The 16,421-nt window shown below is 37.0% G+C and carries 19 protein-coding genes; 11 read left to right on the top strand and 8 right to left on the bottom strand.

The features are described from left to right. Window positions 1–132: 132 nt before the first annotated feature. Both AC07UM_RS19725 and AC07UM_RS19720 read left to right on the top strand, forming a co-directional pair. Window positions 133–1,068, top strand: a complete 936-nt coding sequence (locus tag AC07UM_RS19725) for an alpha/beta fold hydrolase (RefSeq protein ID WP_494684307.1) — start codon at window positions 133–135, stop codon at window positions 1,066–1,068. A 204-nt stretch (window positions 1,069–1,272) separates the two neighbouring features. Further along, window positions 1,273–2,172, top strand: coding sequence for a LysR family transcriptional regulator (locus AC07UM_RS19720; protein ID WP_103231470.1), 900 nt, complete (start codon window positions 1,273–1,275; stop codon window positions 2,170–2,172). Here the strand turns inward: AC07UM_RS19720 and AC07UM_RS19715 are convergent. Together AC07UM_RS19715 and AC07UM_RS19710 are read right to left on the bottom strand one after the other, a co-directional pair. Then, window positions 2,146–2,613, bottom strand: a complete 468-nt coding sequence (locus AC07UM_RS19715; protein WP_494684306.1) for a GNAT family N-acetyltransferase — start codon at window positions 2,611–2,613, stop codon at window positions 2,146–2,148. The genes AC07UM_RS19720 and AC07UM_RS19715 overlap by 27 nt on opposite strands. Next, the gene (locus tag AC07UM_RS19710) at window positions 2,614–3,048 is read right to left on the bottom strand and encodes a GNAT family N-acetyltransferase (RefSeq protein WP_494684305.1); all 435 of its coding nucleotides are present in this window, start codon (window positions 3,046–3,048) and stop codon (window positions 2,614–2,616) included. A 182-nt stretch (window positions 3,049–3,230) separates the two neighbouring features. Between AC07UM_RS19710 and AC07UM_RS19705 the strand changes: the two genes are divergently transcribed. The 4 genes from AC07UM_RS19705 to AC07UM_RS19690 all read left to right on the top strand — a co-directional run bounded on the left by AC07UM_RS19705 (window position 3,231) and on the right by AC07UM_RS19690 (window position 6,820). Beyond that, entirely contained in the window at window positions 3,231–4,106 is an 876-nt protein-coding gene (locus tag AC07UM_RS19705) for an aldo/keto reductase (RefSeq protein WP_494684304.1), read from the top strand. A 102-nt stretch (window positions 4,107–4,208) separates the two neighbouring features. After that, window positions 4,209–4,913: a DNA alkylation repair protein gene (locus tag AC07UM_RS19700; protein WP_494684303.1), complete on the top strand. Its 705-nt coding sequence runs from the start codon at window positions 4,209–4,211 to the stop codon at window positions 4,911–4,913. A gap of 93 nt (window positions 4,914–5,006) precedes the next feature. Next, window positions 5,007–6,065, top strand: a complete 1,059-nt coding sequence (locus AC07UM_RS19695) for an NAD(P)H-dependent flavin oxidoreductase (protein ID WP_494684302.1) — start codon at window positions 5,007–5,009, stop codon at window positions 6,063–6,065. A gap of 143 nt (window positions 6,066–6,208) precedes the next feature. Next, window positions 6,209–6,820, top strand: a complete 612-nt coding sequence (locus AC07UM_RS19690; RefSeq protein WP_494684301.1) for a hypothetical protein — start codon at window positions 6,209–6,211, stop codon at window positions 6,818–6,820. 56 nt (window positions 6,821–6,876) lie between these two features. On the opposite strand, the gene AC07UM_RS19685 is transcribed toward AC07UM_RS19690, so the two are convergent. From AC07UM_RS19685 to AC07UM_RS19660, 6 genes are all read right to left on the bottom strand, one after another. Further along, a complete protein-coding gene (locus tag AC07UM_RS19685) occupies window positions 6,877–7,668 on the bottom strand; it encodes a C-type lectin domain-containing protein (protein ID WP_494684300.1) in 792 nt (263 codons plus the stop codon). Between the two features lie 11 nt (window positions 7,669–7,679). Further along, window positions 7,680–8,468, bottom strand: a complete 789-nt coding sequence (locus AC07UM_RS19680) for a C-type lectin domain-containing protein (protein ID WP_494684299.1) — start codon at window positions 8,466–8,468, stop codon at window positions 7,680–7,682. 284 nt (window positions 8,469–8,752) lie between these two features. Beyond that, a complete protein-coding gene (locus tag AC07UM_RS19675; protein WP_494684298.1) occupies window positions 8,753–10,090 on the bottom strand; it encodes a UDP-N-acetylmuramate--L-alanine ligase in 1,338 nt (445 codons plus the stop codon). Window positions 10,091–10,096: 6 nt separating this feature from the next. Continuing rightward, window positions 10,097–10,534, bottom strand: coding sequence for a hypothetical protein (locus AC07UM_RS19670; protein WP_494684297.1), 438 nt, complete (start codon window positions 10,532–10,534; stop codon window positions 10,097–10,099). A 17-nt stretch (window positions 10,535–10,551) separates the two neighbouring features. Continuing rightward, a complete protein-coding gene (locus AC07UM_RS19665) occupies window positions 10,552–11,358 on the bottom strand; it encodes a lysophospholipid acyltransferase family protein (protein ID WP_047373745.1) in 807 nt (268 codons plus the stop codon). Window positions 11,359–11,385: 27 nt separating this feature from the next. Next, entirely contained in the window at window positions 11,386–12,015 is a 630-nt protein-coding gene (locus tag AC07UM_RS19660; RefSeq protein WP_494684296.1) for an NUDIX hydrolase, read from the bottom strand. A 517-nt stretch (window positions 12,016–12,532) separates the two neighbouring features. Here AC07UM_RS19660 and AC07UM_RS19655 point away from each other — a divergent pair. The 5 genes from AC07UM_RS19655 to AC07UM_RS19635 all read left to right on the top strand — a co-directional run bounded on the left by AC07UM_RS19655 (window position 12,533) and on the right by AC07UM_RS19635 (window position 16,417). Then, complete coding sequence (locus tag AC07UM_RS19655; protein ID WP_494684295.1) at window positions 12,533–13,351, top strand: RIP homotypic interaction motif-containing protein; 819 nt, start codon at window positions 12,533–12,535, stop codon at window positions 13,349–13,351. Between the two features lie 115 nt (window positions 13,352–13,466). Continuing rightward, window positions 13,467–13,865 (top strand): hypothetical protein, encoded by a 399-nt coding sequence (locus tag AC07UM_RS19650; RefSeq protein WP_494684294.1) that lies wholly within the window; start codon window positions 13,467–13,469, stop codon window positions 13,863–13,865. Between the two features lie 7 nt (window positions 13,866–13,872). Next, the gene (locus AC07UM_RS19645; protein WP_494684293.1) at window positions 13,873–14,607 is read left to right on the top strand and encodes a CsgE family curli-type amyloid fiber assembly protein; all 735 of its coding nucleotides are present in this window, start codon (window positions 13,873–13,875) and stop codon (window positions 14,605–14,607) included. Between the two features lie 11 nt (window positions 14,608–14,618). Continuing rightward, complete coding sequence (locus AC07UM_RS19640; protein WP_494684292.1) at window positions 14,619–15,029, top strand: curli production assembly/transport component CsgF; 411 nt, start codon at window positions 14,619–14,621, stop codon at window positions 15,027–15,029. Between the two features lie 23 nt (window positions 15,030–15,052). Next, on the top strand, window positions 15,053–16,417 hold the full coding sequence (locus tag AC07UM_RS19635; RefSeq protein ID WP_494684291.1) for a CsgG/HfaB family protein: 1,365 nt from the start codon (window positions 15,053–15,055) through the stop codon (window positions 16,415–16,417). Window positions 16,418–16,421 lie beyond the last annotated feature (4 nt).

The raw sequence follows: 16,421 nt of genomic DNA, 5'->3' as shown, positions 1-16,421 counted from the left end.
ACGATTCTATGTAAATGGTCGAACTCATTTATTCATTAAAATCGGTTCGACTATTTTTATTGATACTTTTTTGAAGATTCTCTAAAGGATATTTGCAATAGATTATTGAAGTCCAATTAAAATTTAGAAATCATGAAAAAAGCAGTTCTTTTTATTTTTTTATTATTATCCGCAATTAGTTTAGCACAATTACAAAAAGTAAAAATGGATACCCTTCTTACCCCTGAAATTGGTGGGATAAAACAAGCCATAGATATTAAAACAGATGACGCCAGTAAACCTATACTTTTATTTTTATCAGGTGGCCCGGGAAGTTCAATGCGGAAAAATGCAGACTCTTTTACAAATCTCTTAAAAGATAAATTCACCATTGTTCAATGGGATCAGAGAGATGCCGGAAAAACCCTTGAACTGAATCCTTCTCCCGTTCAGCCTTCCGTTGAACTCATGGGAAAAGATACTTATCAGGTTATTAATTTCCTGAGAAAAGAATTAAAACAGGAAAAAATATATCTATTGGGAAGCTCTTGGGGAAATGCTTTAGGTTTTTATATTGTTAGAAATCATCCCGAACTTTTACACGCCTATTTTGCGGTAAATCCAGTTGTCAGCCAATTGGTGAGCGAGAAAGAGTTACTTGGGATTTTAAAAGATCATTTTAAAGAAGATCCTGTTGCCAGTAAAGAATTGGCGAGTGTACATATTCCTTTCAAAGTTGATGAAGACTTATTTTATTTAAGAAAATGGCTTTTTTATAAAGATGGTAAGAAGTATGTGACAGGTGACGATTTCAGGAAAGGGTTTCTGCAGTGGTCAAAAACATGGTCTCCTGCATGGAACGAAGTTATGAATATTGACCTGCCAAAGACTTTAAAGAAAGTAGAATGTCCTATTTATTTTTTTGTTGGTAAAAACGATATCCAAACTTCTACCAGGGTTACCACTGAATATTTTCAAAAAGTAAAAGCCCCTAAGAAAGACTTATTTTTATTTGAAAAGTCGAGTCATCAGATTCATAAAGACGAACCGGAAAAGTTTCAGAATACAATTATTCAGATCGTAAAATAATCTGAGTTCAGGTAATGAAAATGAAGATTTTGGCAGAGATAAGAGGGAAGTTGCGGCTTCCCTCTTTTCAGGCTCAAGTTTTCCGACCTTATTAAAAACAAAAAAATAGTAGATTAAAATTATTAACGAATTGATATGTTTTAAAAATGATATCAGTATTATAATTATTTTGTAATTTTGCATCATAATATTAATAATTAAGTCATGGTCAATTTAGAATGGTATCGTACTTTTAAGGCGATTTATAAAACCGGGACATTGACGGGTGCTGCGGACGCTTTATTCATATCCCAGCCGGGAGTAAGCCTTCACTTAAGTTCATTAGAGGCTTATGTAGGATATAAATTGTTCGACAGAACCGGAAGAAAAATGCTTCCGACAGAGCGTGGAAAAGTATTATTCAATGCAGTGGCTGAGCCTCTTACAAAACTGGAGGATGTAGAGAAGAATTTTCAGAAATCCACAGAGAAGCATACCCCAACCATCAGTGTGGGGATGTGTTTTGAGACGTTTCAGACAACGTTGGAGCAATATGTTTCTTCATTACCTTTTAACCTGATTATCAGTTTTGGAGAATATCCTGAAATGCTTGATCAGCTGGATAAAGGAATCCTGGACCTTATCATTACACCGAAAAAAGGATCTTCACCCAATATAGAACATGAAGCATTCTCTTCTGAGCAGATTATTCTGGTAGGGGGAAAAGATGTCGATAAAGCAGCTTTTAATAAAGTTTTAAAAACAAAAGATGCCGAGCAGATCGAGGAATGGCTGAAAAATGAAAAATGGTACGGAACAACCGGAGATATGGAACACCTTTTCCAATTCTGGACCTTGAATTTCGGTCATAAACCTAATTTCCGCCCGAATTATATCGTTCCTAACCTCAATTCAATTATCCGTTGTCTGAAAGGCGGAACCGGATTAGCGGTTATCCCGGACTTTTTGTGTAAAAATGAAATCGAAAGTGGTGATGTGAAGCTGATCTGGGAAGGAAAGAAAAAGCTTGAAAACACACTTTATTTCGGGTGTAGAAAAAACACCAATTACCAAACAGAAATAGAACATATTAAAGGACTATTCCGCAAGGTGATGGGTAAGTAGGATCATATCCCGCATCTGCAAACCGTTTTCATAAATAGGAAATGGATAATTTTCGATAAAAAAATCTTTCAGCATTCCTTGTTTGATGAAACCGTTTTTCTCATAAAATCTGATCTGTTGGAAGCCGGTATCCGACGTTCCAACAGTCAGTGTTTTATAATGATTTTCTTTGGCAATTTCTTTGGCTTTATTCATTAGAATGCTTCCGATTCCTTTATTTCTGTAGCTTTCAATTACTGCTACATTTTTAATTTCCAGTTCTGTATCACTTTTTTTGTACAATGCCATCACCGCAATGTTTTCGGTCCCATCAAGTAAAAGATAGAGGTCGGATTTGAAAATATATTGATCAATAGCTTCTTTGGTTTCATCGGCCAGCAATAATAAATAATAAGGTATTTCTACATCAGAATTTAATTTCTTAAAAGCAAAATTTTCCATTTACAAGCTCATATGAATAAGTGGATAATCCTTTCCTGAGCCATCTTTTTCTGATCTTCCAACTTTTTTGAAACCCATTTTTTCATAGAACCCGACAGCCTGTGGATTTTGCTCGTTGACATCTACCTTGGTAAGACCTGTCTGCTCTTTCATAAACTGATAAAGTGTTTTCCCATAGCCTTTTCCACGGGTGTCGTTATGAATGAAAAGCATTTCCAGATTACCTTCCGCTACGGAAGCAAAACCTTTGGCTTCATCATTTTCAATGATTATATAGACTTCCAGATTGGGAAGATAATCTCTCGGAATGGCTTCCTTGAAATAATTGAAATCCTCCTCTGTAAGAAAATCGTGAGTTGCTTTTACAGCAGACTCCCAGATTTCCATAATTCTCGGATAATCCTCTGCAGCAGCGAGTCTGATATTGTGTGACATGATTTTTAAAATTTAAACAAAAATAAAGAAAATAGCGATGGGATGCCAGTTGGAGCATAGATTATTAATCACCTGTCAAATAATAATTTTTTAACAGAAACAGTAAAATTGGTAAGCAGAATTTTCGATTTTTTGTCGCAAATTTGTTTATCACTTTATATTAATAACTAAAATAAAGACTTATGCAAAAGAAAACCTATACAGGACAGCCTGTGGTAACTTTAAATAACGGAGTAGATATTCCAGCTTTAGGCTTTGGAGTATGGCAGATGGAAGACTTGAAAGAATGCGAGAATGCAGTAATCAAAGCAATTCAGACAGGATATAGAATGATTGATACGGCAGCTATTTATCAAAACGAAACAGCAGTGGGTGCTGCGGTAAAAAATAGTGGAGTAGACAGAGATACCTTGTTTATCACTTCAAAAGTATGGGTTCAGGATCATGGATATGAAAAGACAAAAAGCGCTTTTCAAAGAACATTAGACAGATTACAGATGGATTATCTTGATATGTATCTTGTCCACTGGCCGTATGGAGACTTCCTGGGAACATGGAAGGCTTTGGAAGAACTTTATCAAGAAGGAAAGATCAAAGCAATAGGGGTATGTAATTTTACCATCGAAAAACTGGAGGAGTTGAAAGCTAACTCTACTGTTTTGCCGGTAATCAACCAGATTGAGCTTCACCCTGTATTCCAGCAGAAAGAATTGCAGGTCTATGACAGAGAAAATAATATCGTAACACAGCCGTGGAGCCCGCTAGGAAATGGAAATGCCAATCTTTTAAGCAATGCAGATCTAAAAGCGATTGCAGAGAAATATGGTAAAACAGTTGCACAGGTAATCCTGAGATGGCACCTGCAGGAAGGATTTGTAGTCATTCCAAAATCGGTGACACCCTCAAGAATAGAAGAAAACTTTAATGTATTTGATTTTGAACTGACAGAAGATGAAATGAATGTTGTTCGTTCTTTAGATACAGGGAAAAGATTATTCTTTGATCCTAAAGATCCGGAATGGGAACAAAAAATGCTAAATTCTGTAGCAGATATTTAGTTTTAAAATTTAAAATAAAATAGCTCCCACAGCTTTCATGAATGTACAGATCGAAAATCTGAGGGATTCTGAAGTCTGTGGGATTTTAAATAAATACTACCCATGACGGCAAAAGAATTCATAGAAACACTCGCCTTGTTTAAGAATGAAAAAGAGACCGATAAAGTGGAGAAATTTTTCAAGGGAAACGATGGTGTTACCAAAAGCTTCGGAGTGAAATTCGGAGATGTCTTTACTACGGCTAAAGAGTTTTCTGGGATGTCTTTGGAAGAGATCAATAAACTTCTTGATAGTGATTTCTATGAAATAAGAATGGGGGCGGTGAGTATTATGGATTTCCAGGCCAGAAGTAAAAAAACGTCTGAAAATCAAAAGAAACAGCTGTATAATTTGTATCTGAACCGCCACGACCGATTGAATAACTGGGATTTTGTAGACCGAGCAGCCCGTCATATTATCGGAGAATATCTTATTGATAAGCCCAGGGATGTTTTATACCAGCTTGCGCATTCCGATAGCCCGTGGGAAAGAAGAACAGCTATTGTAAGTACTCATGCATTTATCAGGGAAAATGATGTACATGATACTTTTGCCATTGCGGAAATACTTATCAATGATCCCAACGAACTCGTGAATAAAGCGGTAGGAAGCTGGGTAAGAGAAGCTGGGAAAAAAGACCAAAATAAATTAGAAAGTTTTCTTACTACTTACGCGAAAACAATGCCTGCTGCCACATTTTTTTATGCTACAGAAAAACTTGATGCAGAATCAAAGTTGTATTACAAAGAGCTCAGGAAGGCTAAATAAGTTTTTTTACCACTTTTCAATAGTGAGCAATATCATGTTATTTAATAATAGGCATTGCTTCATTCTTCGTAAATTTTAATACAAATAATTCTTATGTTTTGGCCGGATACAATCAGTAAAAGATTAGGGGTAAAATATCCTGTGATTCAGGCTCCGATGTTTGGAGTGAGTACGGTACAGATGGTGGCTGCAGCTGCAAAAGCAGATTGTCTGGGATCATTGGCACTGGCAGATCTGTCAGCGGATCAATCTATAGAACTTATCAGGGAAACGAAAAAACTTACAGACAAACCTTTTTCCACAAATATTTTTGTACATCACATTCCTGAAGTAACAGAGGCTTTAAAAGAAAAATTTGTTAGGACCAAACGTTTTATCGAGCAGCTTGCTCAAGAGAATAATATTGATGTTAACCTACCAGATATTGAAGATCTCAACATAAACAGCTATCATGAGCAGGTGGATGCCATTATTGAGGAAGACTGCAGGATTGTGAGCTTTACGTTTGGGAATCTTGATGATCAGAGTATTCAAAAATTAAAAGAAAACGGAGTCATTCTTATCGGAACCTGTACCTCTGTAAAAGAAGCTTTACTTCTTGAAAAATCCGGTATTGATATCATCTGTGTTCAGGGGATAGAAGCGGGTGGCCACAGAGGAAGTTTCGAAGCCGAAAATATTCCGCAGATCGGAGGGTTATCTTTGTTATCACAAGTTTATGATCATGTAAAAGTACCTTTGATCTATGCTGGGGGAATTTATGGAGCAAAAACCTTACAGGCTGTTAAAGATTTGGGAGCACAAGGATTTCAGGTGGGGAATCTTTTATTGGCTTCCCAGGAAAGTGCCTTGCAGCCTTTTGAAAAAGAACGTCTTAAAAGGGTAGGAGAAAATGAGATTATGTTAACGAAAAGTTTCTCCGGAAGGTATGCCAGAGGAGTGAGAAATAAATTTATAGAGATTGTTGAGCACTCAGAATATATTTTACCCTATCCTTATCAGAATAAATTGACCAACGCTTTACGTAAAGCAGCGAAATCTCTGCAGAATCTGGAATTCGTAGGAATTTGGATAGGACAGTCTATTCATCAATATAGTGAACTTTCTACAGAGGAGATCTTGGCAAAACTGATCAGAGAATGTGAAAGATAGATCGATATGCTTTCAAATTGAGGATAATTTTATATTTTCGTGGATAAGAATCATTTGATGTACCAGAAAGTTAGGTTTTTTGTTAAAATACTTCGGAATATCAATTAGATCAAATATTAAAACTAAAACCAGAGAAAATATAAATGAAATTTTCAGAAGGAATTCAAAGATCACTTCCGTTCGGATATCTTTTTCTTGTCGTAATGGGAATATTAAAGGAAAGTGTTTTCTACTACCAGATGGGCATCAATATTCTAAAATATTCCACCATAATGGACATCCTGATAAGCCCGATTGCTACGTTGGCATCTCATCCGGCCATATTGATCGCTCTCATTATTATAGTGGTGTCTTCATTTGCCTTTCCATCTTATTTATCAAAACAAAGTAGTAAGAATAAAAAGTGGGCATTAAAAATGGCATCTCTTAAAGAACATGAAAGCATGAGTAAAGAAGCTATTGAGAATCATTTTACCAATATGTTTGTAAGATTTCTGGCCATGATGTTATTGTCTTTCTTCGTAGGAATAGGATGGGGTGAAGGGATGACATTAACCAAAAGAATAAAGGAAAACAGGCTTAAATATGATTATACATTAGATTATAACGATGAAAAGTCTGAATTGGTTCATCTGATAGGGTCCAACAGTATGTATTATATTTATCTGGCTAAAGGAAGTAAAACGATAAAAATTTCACCAGTAGGCTCCATAAAAAGTATTGAGCTGACCAATAACAAGAGATTGAATAACTAGACATACTCCTTAATAAAAAAGCTTCAGATTATACTCTGAAGCTCTTTTATTGTTTTTTATTCACTGAATTCAATGATAAGCTGGTTCATTGCCGAGCCGGTAAAAGTAGTGGTTGCCCCGCTTAAGTCATTCCATCTCCTTTCCGTGTTTCCGGCAGCATTATAAATATGAGTAGATCCCTCCGTTCCACCGGAATTATTAGGTTCTCCTGTTGCAAACCAGTTTTCTGTGGTGGCAGGATTGGTAGACCAGTTCATTCTGAACTCTTCTCCCGTAATCCATTGAAGTCTGTCCGGGTTACCAGGTCTTTGAATTTTATTAAAGCCAATCCATATATTGTTGACTAAGTTATAGCCTGTTCCGGAAGCTACGATATTGGTTGCAACCCAGATCCTTTCCGCATCATTAGGCATGGTAACAAGATAACCTCCCATTTGCTTCCCAAAACTGTATGCATTGAACCAGTTGATTCCCTGTGAAAGCTGATAAGCACAATAGGTATGGTTGTTTCCTGTCCATTTTTTGCATCCTAGTTCAGTGGCTGTACCCCCTCCCGGTACTGAACCTGGTGGCTGAGGCCTTGTCGCGACGGGTATAGGATCATATCCTAGTATGGAATTATTGAATCCAGATGCTGTTCCGCTGCTAAGGTCAGTTCTTGCAATCTTTCTTACATTTCCATTGGTATCGGCAGAGAGTATATCATCAGCTGCAGCACCTTGGGGTAAAGTACGGGTTCGTAACTCTCCATTGATGTCAAGTGTTTTTGTTGGAGCAGTTGTATTAATTCCAACTTGAGCACTTGCGAGATAAGGTAATATAATGAATAGTAAAATTGATTTTTTCATAGGTGCGATTCTTATTCATTAAACTCAATAATAAGCTGGTTCATAGAAATACTGGAACTCGAAGTCAGTGTACCACTTAAATCATTCCATCTTCTTTCAGCATTTGTACTGCTTGGAAATATGTGGGTTGCTCCTTCTACACCTCCTGAGTTGTTGGGTTCTCCCGGATTAAACCAGTTTTCTGTAGTGGCAGGATTGGTAGACCAGTTGATTCTGAATTCTTCTCCCGTGATCCATTGAAGCTGATCCGGATTTCCCGGTCTCTGAATTTTATTAAAGCCAATCCATACATTGTTGGCCAGGTTATAGCCAGTTCCTGAAGCTAAAATATTGGTATTCACCCACATTCTTTCAGCATCATTAGGCATGGTAACCAGATATCCACCCATTTGTTTTCCAAAACTGAATGCATTGAACCAGTTGATAGCCTGTGAGAGTTGATAAGCACAATAGGTATGATTATTTCCTGCCCATTTTTTACAGCCTAGCTCAGTAGCAGTACCTCCTCCCGGTACTGAACCTGGTGGTTGAGGTCTTGTCGCTACTGGTTTAGGATCATATCCTAGTATGGAATTATTGAATCCGGATGATGATCCACCACTAAGGTCAGTTCTGGCAATCTTTCTTACATTTCCAGAGGCATCAGTAGAGAGTATATCATCGGCAGCCACTCCTATAGGTAATGTGCGGATGCGTAGTTCTCCATTAATATCAAGAGTTTTTGTCGGAGCAGTTGTTCCGATCCCAACTTGAGCATTTGCAGCAAAAGGTAAAATAATAAATAAGATAGCTTTTTTCATTTTTATGCTTTTTTGTGTACCAAATATATAAAATATTTTACAATATTAAATGTAATGTATTGATTGTTAATGTTTTGTGATTTTATATTAAAATTAAATTTATAGTTGTATTTGTTTATTTATAACTATTTTTTACTCATAATTATTTTATCATAAAATAATTATGATTCATATTCGGATTATTATACTAATTTGTTTTATTTGAAAAATAAAAAACTCCTTTCAGCGGAAAGGAGTTTTTTAGTATGTTGAGAACTTTTAAATGATCTCTGTATAGATAATCATTATTTTGTTAAATCAAGACCACCGAAATTTCCGGAACTCATCATTAAATAAACACCATCTGTTTTATCCAATGTATTCCAGTAGGTATGAAGATCTTCAGCATTTGTGAAAACTCTTAGCTTTTCATTTTTGAATTTTTCTTTGATGAATTCAGGAGAGATGGGTTCCATTCTTTTGATCTTCAAAGCATCTTCAGAGTAGAAAACTACAGCCTCTTCCAGACCGTCCATTGCGTGGTCATATTGCTCAAGGAAAGCCGGATTTAAGCTGGAATAGGTGTGAAGTTCCAGAAATCCATATTTCTTATCGTTTTTAAACTGTTCTGCAAATGCTTTTACAGCTGCCTTCACCTTACTGGGTGCATGGGCAAAATCCTTATAAAGTGTTCCTTTATCCTCTCTTTCTACTTTTTCAAGACGTTTGGATGCTCCTTTGAAACTCATAATAGCCTCATAGAAATCTTCATCCATAATACCCAGCTGTCGGCAGATATGTCTTGCTCCTTCCATATTCAAAAGGTTGTGTGCTCCAAAAACAGAAAGCGGAACATCTCCCATTTCTGTTTTTAAATAGACTTTACCGTTATTGATTTCGTATTCAGGAGTTTTGTAAGGAATTTTTCTGAAATAGTTTTCAGCATTTTCCACTACTTTCACCACTTCAGCATCTTCTTCATTGTACACCAGAACTCCACCTGCTGTAATACTTGCCACAAATTTTCTGAACTGATCAATATAATCATCAAATGTTTTGAAAACATTGATATGATCCCATGCAATACCACTCATTAAAGCGATATTCGGCTGATACAGTAAAAACTTTGAACGAAGGTCGATAGGAGAAGAAAGGTATTCATCACCTTCCAATACCATGAAGTCATTATCCTGTGTCAGTTTTACCATGCAGTCGAAACCTTCAAGCTGAGCTCCAACCATGAAATCCACTTCTTTCTGGTGGAAATTCAAAACGTGAAGAATCATTGAGGTAATGGTTGTTTTACCATGAGACCCTGCAATAACTACTCGGGTTTTATTTTTAGACTGCTCGTACAAAAATTCCGGATAAGAATATATTTTCAGCCCCAGTTCTTTTGCTCTTGCCAGCTCAGGATTATCCTGATGTGCATGCATCCCAAGAATGACAGCATCAATATCCGGAGTGATTTTTTCCGGGAACCAGCCCATTTCCTGAGGTAGGATTCCTTTCTTTTCTAATCGGGATTTTGAAGGCTCAAAAATAGCATCATCAGAACCTGTCACCTGATATCCTTTGTCTTTTAATGCGATCGCAAGATTATGCATGGCGCTTCCGCCAATAGCAATGAAGTGGGTTTTCAATTGTATTTACTGTTTTTTAACATTAGTATTAATGATCTGCTGGAAAGCTTCAAGAATATTGTTCCAATTGGTCTGATAGTTTGTAATGATCATACTGGCATCTGATTTACTGCCTTCATTAGGACCTTTCTTGATGTTGATGGAAGTTGAAATATTGTCGTATAATTTTTTACGGTCTTCCTGTATTCTTCTGAAATTATTCTGAGAAAGAACCTGATCCAGTTTTTTTAAATCTTCATCGGAAATTTTAAAATCCTGCTTATGTTTCTTTCCCTGGCTTTCAAAAGAATAATGTACATTATTACCTTTTATAAGCAGATTTTCATAAATAGGAGCAAAGCCACCGCTTTTCGAATAGCTGATATCAAAATCCGAATATACCTTTTGGCTGTTGCATGAAACTAATACTATGACTGCGAATAAGATTCCAAGTATTTTGTTCATAATTTTTTGTCTTTACTTTAATTATTTGAGTCCTTTTGTTCTAATTTTTTAGCTTTAAGTTCTTCATCATAACTGTGTAATAGGTTGAAATCCTCTGTCTGCTCAATGGCAGTCATGATTTTCAATAAAATTTCCGGTGCTTTTTCGTTGTCATAATCAATATCCAAAGGAGCCTTGAATTCCATCGTAGGTTTTACACCAGTTACTTTTACGCGGAGTCCTTTTTTATCAAAAGCTCTTCTGAATCCGTTTATTTTAATAGGAATGACAATAGGACGCTGATTTTTTACTAATTTGGCTGTTCCTCTTCGTCCCTGTGCAAAAGCGGAAGTAGTTCCTTGAGGGAAGGTAGCTACCCATCCATTGTCTAGTGCCTTCATAATATTGTCTACCTCGCTCATGTCTACCATTCTGTTGACATTTTTCCCTTCTGCTCTCCATGTTCTTTTTACCGTTACAGCGCCAGCAATTTTGAAAATTTTAGGAAGAATACCTTTATTCATGGTTTCCTCAGCTGCAACATAGTAAAAATCAATCTTTGGGTTCAAGAGATAGATCGGATTTTTGATCGTGTTCAAGTATCCATTGTTTACAGCACAGAAAGCATGGTACATTGCTGCCACATCTGCAAAATAGGTCTGATGGTTGGATACAAAAAGCACGTTAGAGTCCGGAAGATCCACAAGGTGTTCTGTCCCGGTTATTTTTAACTTATTAAAGCCGTTGAATCTTCTGTATGATACAACTCCTAAAATAAAAATAATAAACCTTTTCAAAAAATAAGGGGTTCCGAATGCATCGGTGAAAATATTTTTCTTCGCCATCTCTCAATTAAACACGGTAGTGCAAAGTTACATTTTTTTCAGCAACTGGCTGAATTCACTTAATATCATCGCTGTAGCTCCCCAGATAATATATCCGTTGAAATTAATGACTGGGACTTCATGTCCGCTTGCATTCGGAAGGTCCATCATTTCGGGGGTGTCCGACAGGTTTAAGAAGGAAGTGATGGGAAATTCTATGGTTTCAACCACTTCCCTTTGCTGTAGAACGAAAGCAGGGTTCTTTTTAGTATAGGAAATATAAGGGTATACGTAAAAATTGCTTGGTGGAATATAGATGGGAGACATTTCTCTGATAATCCTTACATAATGTTTATCAATTCCGATTTCTTCAGAAGTTTCTCTTACTGCGGTTTCAGCAAAATCCCTGTCCATTTCCTCACGCTTTCCTCCAGGCAGCGATATCTGTCCGCTGTGTCTGTCATGCTCATTAATGGTTCTTTGAATCAATGGAAAATACCACTCGTTGTCTTTCAGATATAATACAATATTGACCGCTGCAAATTTGGGATTTTTTGCCAGTACTTCATCATACGTAAAAACGGGTCGGGATGGGGGAGAGAAGACTCCATGCGCGTGTTCACCGGGAAGTTCCACGCTTTTTATTTTTCTCAATAAATCTTTTCCAAAATTTTCCATAGCTCAAATTTAGCAATATATCTTGAAGAAATAAGGGCCTTAACATTAATTAACCTATGCAAATATTAGTATGAAAAGATGTTTTGTGATCGATTTTGTTTCGCTAATGAATGATGAGTATCGAGCAAAGAATAAAGAACGTTACATCTTAATCTTTAAACCTGAATTTTAATAGCAATAGTCAATTTTATTTTGAAAATAATTTTTGAGGATCTGATGACGTAAAGTGTTTAAAACCCTGAACTGTGATGTTTCAAGGCTGATGGAAAATTGGGAACAATGAGTGAGAATGATGGTCAAAGCGACCTTAATATTCACCATGAACTGGCTTACTTTTAGCGCTGAAAATGAAGATCGTGTTTTCCCCTCACTGAAAACAATGATTTCCTTACAACGGCAATTGGTGACCCTTACACCCGTAAACAGTGACTTTTGAAATTTACACTTTGATGGTGGTTTTTCACTTTGATGGAGGAGCTACCTTTGCCTTACTATTAACCAATTAATTTTTACTAAGATGAAAAATTTACTTACAGGTGTACTTACACTATTCGCCATGAGTTTCGGATTCGCTCAATTTAATATTGATGTGACTACCCAAACAGGAAACTTAAATGTTGCTACTGTAGACCAGACTGGTCTTTTGAACATCAATTCTTTAACACAAACAGGGAATCGTAATACTGCAGACATTGATCAGGTTGGAATTTTAAATGTCAACACTGCGCAAAGTATCGGAAACAGAAACTCTATAGATGTGGATCAGGTAGGTGTCGGAAACACAAATGATGTGAGCCAGATGGGAAACAGAAACTCTGCTTCAACTTGGCAGCTTGGAATACTTAATTCTACAGAGCAAACTCAGATCGGAAGAAGAAATGGTGCTTCTTCAGTACAGATCGGATTAGGTAACTCTGTCGTTCAATATCAGGACGGAAGAAGAAATGACGCTTCAGCTATTCAGCTAGGTAGCGGTAATGATGCATATCAGATTCAGTTGGGAAGAAGAAATGACGCCAGCGGAGTTCAGGTAGGAGCCAATAACGTTCTTGTTCAGTACCAGGATGGTAATGATAACAGTGCTACTCACGCACAAGTAGGTAATGGAAATATTGCTGCTTCAGTTCAGGTAGGAGATGATAACACTTCTGTAGGAATACAAGCCGGTAATGCCAACCAACTTTATCAGTTCCAGGTAGGAGATTCTAACACAGCTATTGACCTTCAAATGGGTAACGGTAACTTTACCTGGGTAACTCAGACTGGTGATTCTCATATCCATGTAGGAACTCAGATGGGTAACGGAAACTCAATGATTGTGAATCAATCCAATTAAGCCCTATAACACATACTGTAAATCTTAGAAATTGTAAGGGAGAAACTACAGGGTTTCTCCTTTTTCACCTTCACTTTTCTCCGGTTTGCATGAATGTATAAAACAAAAATAGGCCATGTCTACTTTAAAATGGAGTGCTATTGCTCTTTTCGCGCTACTGCGATTGCAGGCACAGGAAATAGACTGGGATAAGGTCAACAGTAATACAATCTTAAATCTTATAGCCAGGCAGCAGATTGATCAGAGTTCTTTCGGTTCCAATATTATTCAGATAGGAGATTATAACAATGCCGAGCTTTCTCTTAACGCCCATACAAATATTGTAGTAAAACAGCTGGGAGATTTCAATACCCTCTATTTTATCAACTCATTTACAGATAAAGAAACAAAAGCCGCCATTACTGCACAAGGGAACAATAACATTATTGATGTTACAGGAAGCAACAGTATTTCGGATGGAATTCAGATCAATGTAAAGGGAGACAATAAAACAGTTTTCATGAGAAATTATTAAAACACCAATGATGAAAATTTTATATTCCCTAAGCCTGAGCACTTTTTTTACCTTCCTGTCTGTATGGGTTTATGGGCAGGAAGATAAAAAAGTAAATGCAAGGATAGAGAGCAGCCTCCTTGAAAATCAAATTATATTGAAAGCAGTTGTAATGAATAATACCGCCGTTTACAAGGAACTGAATTATCTTTTGGTTTCTATTAAAAAAGGAAACGGAGGAAACCTTTCAAACAATCAGCAGAGTGGTAAATTTTCGGTTAATCCCAATGAAGTCAAAGTACTGTCAGAGATCAGCGTCAATCTAGATTCAAAAGATGCCTTGAAAGCTTTCCTTTATATCAGGGATGAAGAAACCCAGAAATTGGTAGCGAAAGATAGCCTGGAGCTTAACAGCGATCTTTTTAAAAAGAAAACAGCAAAAATAGAAGAAGATGCTGCCTATGAACTGAGAGGGCTTACCATTGATGAAACCAAAACAAAGGTTGGGAAAGACTTTTATGATCTGTTTTATATGCAGTATAGCCAGCTGCCGGATAAAAGCAGCAGTGCCGTTACGATTACAGAACTTCCCCTTCGTGGGACAAGCGGCCAGATCAATATTCAGATTGAGGATAAAATTATTTACAGTTTTATGACCAATCCTGCAGAAGATTATTTAAAAGAACAGCTGACCTATAGCTTAAAATATATCAAAGAATTTAACGCAAAGAAAAACCTTATTAAAAATGAATTCATTTACTAAAAATGTCCGCCATGAAAACCCTTATCATTATTTTGACCTTTATCGCGGGTATTTTCTACGGAAAATCTCAGCAGCTCGTCTATAAACCGGTGAATCCGGCTTTTGGAGGAGATACGTTTAATTATCAGTGGCTTTTAAGCTCTGCTAATGCACAAAATCAATTTGATGAAAAAAATGATTATACAGATTTGCTAGATCGTGTAAACTCTCTTGACAGTTTTACCCAGAGTCTCAACAGACAAATCCTCAGTGAACTTTCAAGAAAACTGTTTGATGAACAGTTTGGTGATGGAAATATAAAGCCTGGAAATTATCTTTTTGGATCACTTTATCTACAGATCACCAATACTAATCAGGGACTTTTAATCAATATTTTGGATACCAGCAATGGCGATCAGTCCGAGATCGTAATCCCAAAATAGGAAATAACTAAAAATAACTTACCATGACAACCTACACTTACACCAGAATCTTTTTCTGTACTTTCCTGCTATGCATTCTGCAGGCTTGTAGTTCAATATTTGGTTTACCTTCGGATCCCGAAAAACCAACGATGGGAGAGGTTACCTCTTCTACCGCAGAATTGAAAAATCTCCCGCTTCCCAAAGAGAAGATTGTAATAGGAGTCTACAAATTCCGGGACCAGACCGGCCAGTATAAGCCTTCTGAAAACGGAAATAACTGGAGTACGGCAGTTCCTCAGGGAACCACTACCATTCTCATCAAAGCATTAGAAGACAGCCATTGGTTTATCCCTATCGAAAGAGAAAACATTGCCAATCTTCTCAATGAAAGACAAATCATCCGCTCCACACGACAGGAGTATATAAAGGATGCAGACAAAAACAGCCAGTCACTTCCCCCTCTTTTGTATGCCGGAATTCTTCTTGAAGGCGGTGTCATTTCTTACGACAGCAATATTCTGACCGGAGGACTTGGAGCCAGATATTTCGGAATCGGAGCTTCCACACAGTACCGCCAGGACAGAATTACGATTTACCTTCGTGCTGTTTCTACTCTCAACGGAGAAATTCTTAAGACTGTTTATACCTCCAAAACAATACTTTCAACCAGCGTCAATGGAAGTTTTTTCAGATATATTGATACGGAAAGACTTTTGGAAGCTGAGGTAGGCCTCACTCAAAATGAGCCCGTTCAGCTTGCCGTAACTGAAGCTATTGAAAAAGCTGTGAAATCTCTCATTGTAGAAGGGATAAGAGATAAAATATGGGGAAAAGCTGTGGATGCTAATGGCCCATATCAGGCATTAATTAGCGAATATAATAGTGAACAGGAACAAAATAACGGAAGAGCAGTCGGTGGCAGATTTCCAGATAATTACAGACAGAAATTTTCCGTATTTGCCAATGTTGAAGGTCAGAAAGTCCGAGACGATTATGTAGACCCTAAAATGAACGTTGGAGGCAAAGTAGGATTCAAATATTTCCTTACTCCTTACCTGAATGTAGAAGTAAACGGTAATTATTTTACGCTGGAAAATTCAAATATTGTGAAAAGAAATTATTATGGTCCTGAAGTGAACCTGGAATATCTGCTTTTCCCAAAATACAGATTTAGTCCATACATATACGGAGGGGCAGGAGCGATGTATTCAAAATACAAACCTCAATATAAAGCACAAGTCGGTGGCGGACTGGAATATATGATCAACCAGAATGTTTCACTGAGAGCTTCCGCTCAATATGACCTAGGTTTCAAAGATAACTGGGAAGGCCTCGTTAACGGGAAAAGAAAAGATCAGGCTTTACGCTTTGCTATAGGAATCAATTTTTACTTCGGAAACAAATAAAAAC

This window comes from Chryseobacterium sp. GW821-FHT04C04 (assembly GCF_059420365.1).
Note: the sequence above shows the minus strand (reverse complement) of the source record. Positions and strands in the feature narration are given on the sequence as shown.